Raw genomic sequence first — 1,235 nt, forward strand, 5'->3', positions numbered from 1 at the left:
TGTAGTGGTCAACTAATCCCGGACACGACGTTAAGATTTTCCTCGGCCCGCGCTGGCGCCAACCCATCGTTGAATTGGTGAGGCCGAATCCAGTTGTAGCGATGCATCAAAAAATGGCTGATATCGCGCTGTGCTTCCTGCGCAGTTCGATAGCCCACGGTCGGTATCCATTCTGTTTTCAAGCTGCGAAATACGCGCTCCATCGGTGCGTTATCCCAGCAGTTTCCTCGTCGACTCATGCTCTGGCGCATGCGGTATCGCCACAACCGCTGGCGAAAGAGTCGGCTTGCATATTGCGATCCCTGGTCCGAGTGGAATAGCAGATCCGAAGGCCTGCCACGCTGCTCGTAAGCCATATCCAGCGCTTTGATCACCAGCTCAGCGTCTGGCTTTTCCGACAGCGCCCAGCCCACGATCCGACGCGTACAAAGATCCAGGACTACAGCCAGGTAATGCCACTTTCCTTGCGCCCAAATGTAGGTGATATCGCCGCACCAGACTTGATTGGGTGCTGGCACGTCGAACTCGCGGTTCAATGTGTTCGGGATATCCAGTCTTTCTATTGTTGCTCGCTTGTAGGCATGGGAGCCGGGTTGTTTGCTGACTAAATCAAGCTCGCGCATCAAGCTACGCACTTTGAATCGACCGAGTTGCTCACCGTCTTCACGCATCAGCGACAGGATGCTGCGACTGCCCGCAGAGCTGCGACTTTGCGAGAACAGCTCACTGACGCGACTACGCAATCGAAGGCGTTCAACATCGGGCGTGCGGCGCCGCAGGCGCTGGGCGTAGTAACACGAGCGAGTGACGTCAAACACCTTGCACAGCCAATCAACCGGTTCATGGGCGCTCAACTGGTCAATCAGCGCGAACGCTCGTGATCTTCCGACATCAAGAGCGCGGTAGCCTTTTTTAGTATTGATTTCTCTCGCTCAAGCCGAGCAATCCGGGCTTCCAGCTCCTGAATTTTTTGCTGTTCCGGAGTCAGTGCCTTGCTCTGCGGGGTGACGCCTTTATGTTCTTTCTGAATCTGGTCAACCCAGCGGCGCAATGCCGATTCACCAATGCCGAGTGAACGGCTGGCTTCGATGTAGCTGTAGTTTTGTTTGAGCACAAGGTCGGCAGCCTCGCGCTTGAATTCAGGAGTAAAGGAGCGGCGTTGTTTGGTCATCTGACACCTCGATCTGGCGAGCATTCTCGCCTAAATGGGTGTCCGGTTTCATTAGACCACTACA

Annotated in this window: 1 protein-coding gene; it reads right to left on the reverse strand. The window is 55.0% G+C overall.

Going from position 1 to position 1,235, the window contains the following annotated elements:
• Window positions 1-8 precede the first annotated feature (8 nt).
• Window positions 9-1,171, reverse strand: a protein-coding gene (locus B0E42_RS29370; RefSeq protein ID WP_139353250.1) for an IS3 family transposase whose coding sequence is annotated in 2 segments (ribosomal slippage) — window positions 9-916 and window positions 916-1,171 — 1,164 coding nt in all. Because the reading frame shifts where the segments join, the coding sequence is not laid out codon by codon here.
• Window positions 1,172-1,235 lie beyond the last annotated feature (64 nt).

It is taken from the genome of Pseudomonas sp. A25(2017) (assembly GCF_002001065.1).
Taxonomy (GTDB): domain Bacteria; phylum Pseudomonadota; class Gammaproteobacteria; order Pseudomonadales; family Pseudomonadaceae; genus Aquipseudomonas; species Aquipseudomonas kilonensis.